Origin of the sequence: Zoogloea sp. (assembly GCF_023150065.1) — a bacterium.
GTDB lineage: Bacteria > Pseudomonadota > Gammaproteobacteria > Burkholderiales > Rhodocyclaceae > Zoogloea.
The window spans coordinates 1-6,990 of the sequence record NZ_JAKLLN010000042.1; the positions used below are offsets into that span (position 1 = coordinate 1).

The following is a 6,990-nucleotide window of genomic DNA, read 5'->3' on the forward strand; positions in this document are numbered from 1 at the left end:
TAGTAGGAGAAGGGGATGGAGGATTCCCGGTGCCCCAGGGAGATGGTGCCGCTGCTCTTGATCTTGGCCAGGGTCGGGGATTCCTGGGCGAAGGCCGGCTGGACAAGGCTGGCGCACAGGGCCAGGGCGGTGAGGGCGGGGGTGCGGATACAGGACATGGGCAATTCCTCCGGATAAGGTCGAATGGTCACGGGGGCGGGCCGCCCGGGACAGGGCCTCGAATGCAAGCAGGGCCATTGTAGCCCCAGCTTGCGGGCGCTGCGTCTGGCCTCAGTGCAGGTATTCGGCCTCGAAGCGGGCCACGGGCAGGCCATTGGCCAGAAGTTCGAGGCTGCTGCCGGCCTGGATGCGGTGGGTGGCGCGGGACAGGGCATCGAGAAAGCGCGTCTCCTGTTCTGCCGGTGCCCCCGGACAGGCCATGCGGGTAGTGGCCAGGGGCAGCACGGTGAAGCCGACCGGCCCCCAGCTGCGATATTCGCCGTTCACGCGGTTGCAGCCGGTGGAGCCCGTCAGGCGCCCCTGCTCGGGGTTGAATTGCAGGAAGGGCGGTATTCCTTCTGCGCTCACCGGCCGTCCTTCGAGGCGAACCAGTTTCCAGCGGGCGGTGTTGAGTTCGATCTGGCGGGTGCAGCCCCGACTCTGCTCGACCCGGGCAAAGCGGTCGACCACCAGCACGTCTTCGCGGCCACCGCCTTCGAGGCGGGGGCGGTTCTCCACGTGTCCGAGCAGGCTGACCCACAGGGGCGCGCCGGGTTGGGCAACGCCCGCCAGGTAGGCGCGTTCGAGCGCGGCGTTGTCGGCTTCGGTCGCCACCGCCACGCGCCTGCCGCTGCGGCAGTCGGTCAGCATGCCGGCATCGGCCAGGTGGATGTAGATCCCGTCGATGGGGCCGGACGGGTTGGGGCCGGCCCCCAGGGCGGGGGCTGCGGCGAGGATGAGGCTCAGGGCAAGGAGAGGGCGCACGACGGGCTCCGGTTGGGCAAGCCCGGATTATGCCCCCGTCACCCGCGCGTGGATTGCCTTCAGGTCGCTTTCATCGAGGGTTTCCCGCGCCAGCAGATCCCGGGCGGTGTCTTCCAGCACATCGCGCCGTTCGGTCAGGATGGCGCTGCTGCGTTCAAAGGCCCGGGCTACGATGGTGCGCACTGCGCAGTCGATCTCGCGGGCGGTCTCCTCGGAGTAGCTGCGTTCCTGGGGCGGGGCGGCCTGGCCGAGAAAGTTGCCGCGATCGCTCTCGTAGGCCACGTTGCCCAGCTGGGCGTCCATGCCGAAGCGCATCACGATGGAGCGGGCGATGGAGGTGACCTTCTGCAGATCGTCGGCGGCGCCGGTGGACACCTCGCCGAAGATCAGCTGCTCGGCGGCCCGGCCGCCCAGCAGCACGGCCATCTTGTTCTCCAGCTCGGCGCGGGTCATCAGGAAGCGGTCTTCGGTGGGGCGCTGGATGGTGTAACCCAGGGCGCCCACCCCCCGCGGGATGATGCTGATCTTGTGCACCGGATCGGTGCCGGGCAGGCCCATGGCCACCAGGGCGTGGCCCATCTCGTGGTAGGCGACCACGGTGCGCTCGTGTTCATTGAGCACCCGGTTCTTCTTCTCCAGGCCGGCCACGATGCGCTCCACCGCCACGGTGAAGTCCTCCACCGTCACCGACTCGCCGTTGCGGCGGGTGGCCACCAGCGCGGCCTCATTCACCAGATTGGCCAGCTCGGCGCCGCTGAAGCCGGGGGTCAGGGCGGCGACCTTTTCGGCGTCGGTGTTGGCGGCCAGGGTGATCTTCTTCATGTGCACTTCGAGGATGGCGATGCGGCCCTTCTTGTCGGGGCGATCCACCAGCACCTGGCGGTCGAAGCGCCCGGCGCGCAGCAGGGCCGGGTCGAGCACTTCCGGCCGGTTGGTGGCGGCCAGCAGCACCAGGCCCGAAGACGAGTCGAAGCCGTCCAGCTCGACCAGCAGCTGGTTGAGGGTCTGCTCCTTCTCGTCGTGGCCGCCGCCCATGCCGCCGAAGGCCCCGCGGGCCCGGCCCATGGCGTCGAGTTCGTCGATGAAGATGATGGCCGGCGCCTTGGCCCGGGCCTGCTCGAAGAGATCGCGCACCCGTGCCGCGCCGACGCCGACAAACATCTCGACAAACTCCGAGCCCGAGATCGAGAAGAAGGGCACCCCGGCTTCCCCGGCCACGGCCTTGGCGAGCAAGGTCTTGCCGGTGCCCGGGGGGCCAACCAGCAACACGCCCTTGGGTACCCGCCCGCCCAGACGCCCGGACGCCTTCGGGTCCTTCAGGAAGCCGACCACCTCCTTGAGCTCGTCCTTGGCCTCGTCCACGCCGGCCACATCCTCGAAGCTCACCCCGGTGTTGGCCTCCACATACACCTTGGCCTTGCTCTTGCCGAGGTTCATGAAACCGCCGCCGAGGCCCTGCTTGCCGGCGAACTTCTTCATGGCAAAGATCCAGATACCGACGAAGATCACCGCCGGCAGCACCCAGCCGAGGAGATCCTTGAGGAAGGTGTTTTCCACCACGCCGGTGAACTTCACGTCGTACTGGGCCAGGTCCTTGGCCAGGGAGGCATCCACCCGGGTGGTGACGAACTTCTGCCGCCCGTCCTGCAGGGGCTGCTTGAGGCTGCCCTGGATGGTGTTGTCGGCGATGGAGATCTCGGCCACCTCGCCAGCCTTCAGCAGGCGCTGGAACTCGCTGTAGGGCAGGGGCTCGACGGTGCGCACCTGGACCCACAGGTCGTGGAGGGTGAAGATCGCAAACAGGGCGAAGACGAAGTACCACAAGCTGAATTGCGTTTTCTTTTCCATGATCCGGGGGAGAGGGCAGTGCCAGCCTCCCATGTGGGGGCGGATCGGCGAGCTTCAAGAATTGGGGAGCAAATCGGGCTTTTGTGGCGAAGCGTTAAATTGTTGGGGGGCTGGAGGCGCAGGCCGTGGCCTTTGTCACAGTCAGTCCGATGGAGCGCAATTTATAACCAAAGTTATATTATTTCGCCCCTTGCGATCCATGTCCGCTTCCGGCTGCGCCTCTTCCTTCCGCTCTTCCAGAACGCTCATCGCCGGCCTTGTGCTGGGTGCGGCCCTCGCGGTCAATGGGGCCCACGCCGCCCGCGGTGACAGTGTCCAGGCCGCCCGTTACCACGAGGACGCGGTAGCCCGTCTGGCCCGCAACGATGTTTCCGGCGCCATCATCCAGGCCCGCAACGCCGTGCAGAAGGACAGCGGCCTGCTGGCGGCCCACCTGCTGCTGGGCAAGGCCCTGCTGCGTGACGGCCAGGCCGCCGCCGCCGAAGCCGAGTTCGAGATCGCCTTGCGCCTCGGCGCCAGCATGGCCGAGGTGGCACAGCCCTATGGCACGGCGCTGATGATGTTTGGCAACAGCGAGAAGATTCTCGCCCGCATCAAGCCAGATGGCCTCGCGCCGGCGGCCCGGGCTGAAGTGCTGGCCATGCGGGCCACGGCCCACGCTGACCAGGGCGACACCAAGGCCGCCTGGCGCGCGGTGGAGGAGGCGAAGGCGGCTGACCCGCGCTCCCTGGCGCCCCTGCGCGCCGAGATCGACCTGGCCCTGCGCACCCGCGACACCCCCCGGGCGCGCAAGGCCCTGGATGCGGCCACGGCCCTGGCCCCCCGCGATGCCCAGCTCCTGCACCTGCAGGGCGTGCTGCAGCAGAGTGCGGGCAATGTCCGGGCCGCGCTCGACTATTTTGCCCAGGCCCTCAAGGCGGACCCGCGCCTGCTCGACAGCATGGTGGCCCGCGCCTCCCTGCTGATCGACCTGCAGCGCCCCGACGAGGCCATGCCCGACCTGGAGCGGGCGGGCGGGCTCAGCCAGCGGGAGCCCCGCGTGGCCTACCTGAAAAGCCTGATCTACGCGGCCCGGGGCGACACCCGGGCGTCCCGCGCGCAGCTCGAAGAAGTCACCCGCCTGGTGGACGCCCTGCCCGACACCTTCCTCGCCAGCCAGCCGCCACTGCTGATGCTTGGCGGGCTGGCCAGCCAGGCCACCGGGCGCCTTGAGCGGGCCCGGGCCCTGCTGGAGCTGTATGTGCTGCGCCTGCCCGACGACCCTGCCGGCCGCAAGCTGCTCGCCGGCATCTACCTGTCCAGCGGCGACACTGCGCGGGTGGGCGACCTGCTGGAGCCCATGCTGCGTTCCGGCGACGCCGACCCCCAGGTGCTCACCACCCTGGCCGCCCTGCGCATGCAGCAGCGCCGCTACCGGGACGCCGCCGAAGCCCTGGAGCGGGCCGCCCGGCTGACTGGGGGCGACCCGGGCATCACCGCCCAGATGGGCTTTGCCCGCCTCGCCGGCCAGCAGGCCGATCTGGGGCTGGCGGCCCTGCGCAGCGCCTTTGACAAGGAGCCGGCCCAGCTCAAGGTGGCCGCTGCCCTGGTCACCCTCTACCTGCGCCGCGATGACCTGCGCAACGCCACCGCAGTAGCCGACACCCTGCTGCGCCACCTGCCCGGCGATGCTGCCGCCCACAACATCTCCGGCGCAGTGAAGGCCGCCGCCCATCGCCGGGCCGACGCGCGCAGTGCCTATCTCAAGGCCCTGGCCTTGCAGCCCGGGCTGGTCCCGGCACGCCTCAACCTGGCGCGGCTGGACGTGGCCGAGGGGCGTCTCGACGAGGCTCGCCAGCGCCTTGCCGCACTGCTCCGGGAGGAGCCCGGCAACGTGCAGGCGCTGACCGAGATGGCCCGCCTCGAAAGCCATGCCGGCCGCCCGGCTGCGGCGCTTCCGCTGCTGGAGAAGGCCCAGGCCCTGGTGCCGGGCGATACCGCATCGGGGCTCGAACTGCTGGCTGTCCATCAGCGCCTGGGGCAACCGGGGGCCGCCCTCGGTCTGGCCCAGAAGCTGGTGCTGGTGCGGCCCGATGATCCCACTGTGATCGAGGCCCTCGGGCGCGCCTATCTGGCGGTGGGCGAAGGCACGCAGGCCCGGGCCGCGTTTGCCAACCTTGCCCGCATGGTGGGGCCCGAGCCTCGCCAGCTGGTTGCGGTCGGGCAGCTGCAGCTGTCGGCCGGAGCCGCCAATGACGCCGGAGCGAGCGCCGAGAAGGCGCTGGCGGCCAAGCCGGGCTTCCCTCCGGCCCTGAGCCTGCAGGTGGAGGCCGAGATCCTCGCCGGCAACCTGCCCCGTGCCGAAGCCCTGCAGCGCCAGCTGCTTGCGCGGGGTGGCAGCGGAGTCGACGCCCTGCGCCTGGCCGGTGACATCGCCCTGGTCCGCCAGCGGGCGGCCGAGGCGATGCGCCTCTACCAGGCCGCTTTCGACAAGGCGCCATCCACGGCCCTGGCCCTGCGTGGCTTCAATGCGGCCTTCCACGCCGGTGAGGGGGGGCGGGGTGTCGCCATGCTGGAAGGGTGGCTGCGTCGGCAGCCTGACGCCTTGCAGGCCCAGGCGGCGCTGGCCGAGGGCTATCTGCGTCTGGGCCAGCTGCCCCAGGCCCGTGCGGCCTATGAAGCCTTGCTGGTCCGCGACCCGCAGAACGCCACGGCCGCCAACAACCTGGCCCAGGTGCTGATGCGCCTGAACGATGCGGGGGCCCTGCCCATGGCCGAGCGGGCCGCCCGGCTGGCCCCGGCGGACGCCAATGCCCTGGATACCCTGGGCTGGTTGCAGGCTCGCAGCGGAGCCCTGGACATCAGCCTGAAGACCCTGCGCGAGGCGCGTCTGCGCGCCCCGGAGTCCCGCGATGTGCGCTACCACCTGGCCTGGGTGCTCCATCGCACGGGGCGGCGGGACGAGGCCCGTAACGAGCTGGCGGCGGCCCTCAACGCCCGGGGTGTGTTCGAGAGCCAGGCCGAAGCCGAGGTGCTGCGCCGTGAGCTGGGTGTGTGAGTGGATCTGTGTCGGGCCGCTTTACACCCTTGCTGCGGACAGGGTGCGCTGAATAAAAAAACTGTTGATTAACAGAAATTTGTAAAAATGGTTTGAATCTTGCATTCAAATCTTAATAAACGCTTAACAACATCAAATTCATCAAGGAATAATATGACCACTCGATTTTCTCGTTCCCTGGTGGCGACCTTCCTTGCCCTGATCGGCGTCACTGGCGCCCATGCCGCGACCAGCTGGAGTTTCACCGACGGTGGAAACCAGTCCGGATCGGGTGCCTTTGGCAATACGCGGACCTACGTCGGCGACCTTGGCGGCAATCTGACCCTCTCGGCCTGGTCGGACACCAAGAACAGCACCACGGGCACCCAGAACGCCTACATCGAAAGCGCCTACCTGGGCACTTACAGTGGCGGCCTCGGGGTGACCAACCGGGATGCGGGCACGGCCGGTGACACCAACGAGGGCACCATCCAGAACTCCACTTCGCCCGGGCACACGATGGACAACAACGTGCGCTTCGACTCGATGCTGTTCGACTTCGGCGCCGGCGCGTCGGTCGCCCTCAAGACGGTGACGGTGGGGTGGTGGAAGACCGACTCCGACATGACGGTGCTGGCCTATACCGGTACTGGCAAGCCGACCTTCCTGTCGGCCAATGTCGGCTACTCGACCCTGCTGACGAGCGGCTGGAGCGTGGTGAAGGCGTCCAACTCCGCCCACTACACCAACGCAGCCAACGGTGGCGTAGCCCAATCCACCAATGCCGCAGGCTACAAGCCCCTGGCCGTGAACGACCTGAACATCAGCTCCCGCTACTGGCTGGTGGGTGCCCTCAACACGCTGGTGCAGGCCCTGCCCAACGTCGATACCACCAAGGATTTCATCAAGATCGCCGGCGTGACCGGCGAATACGGGCGGGTGCCCGAGCCGACCAGTGCGGTGCTGGCCGGTGGTGGTCTGCTCGGCCTGCTGGCTTTGCGCCGCCGCAGGAGCTGAGCGGCAGCTCGCCTGCGCCTCCCGAGAGGGCGGCGGCTTTGTACGGCACCTTCGGGTGCCGTTTTCTTTCTTGTGCGCCCAGCATGGGCGCCCTCCTGCGGGTGGAAGTCCCGCCGTAAGTTGATCACAGCGAACGAAGTGAAGCG

Annotated in this window: 4 protein-coding genes; 2 read left to right on the forward strand and 2 right to left on the reverse strand. The window is 68.7% G+C overall.

Translation table 11 applies throughout. The annotated features are described in order from the left end of the window. Positions 1-270: 270 nt before the first annotated feature. Complete coding sequence (locus tag L6Q67_RS23050) at positions 271-963, reverse strand: META domain-containing protein (RefSeq protein WP_296575684.1); 693 nt, start codon at positions 961-963, stop codon at positions 271-273. Positions 964-990: 27 nt separating this feature from the next. After that, complete coding sequence (gene ftsH / locus L6Q67_RS23055; RefSeq protein ID WP_296575688.1) at positions 991-2,811, reverse strand: ATP-dependent zinc metalloprotease FtsH; 1,821 nt, start codon at positions 2,809-2,811, stop codon at positions 991-993. A 199-nt stretch (positions 2,812-3,010) separates the two neighbouring features. On the opposite strand from ftsH, the gene prsT reads away from it, so the two are divergent. Continuing rightward, positions 3,011-5,848 (forward strand): XrtA/PEP-CTERM system TPR-repeat protein PrsT, encoded by a 2,838-nt coding sequence (gene prsT, locus L6Q67_RS23060; protein ID WP_296575691.1) that lies wholly within the window; start codon positions 3,011-3,013, stop codon positions 5,846-5,848. A 153-nt stretch (positions 5,849-6,001) separates the two neighbouring features. Beyond that, entirely contained in the window at positions 6,002-6,844 is an 843-nt protein-coding gene (gene xdp1 / locus L6Q67_RS23065; protein WP_296575694.1) for an exosortase-dependent surface protein XDP1, read from the forward strand. Positions 6,845-6,990: the final 146 nt, after the last annotated feature.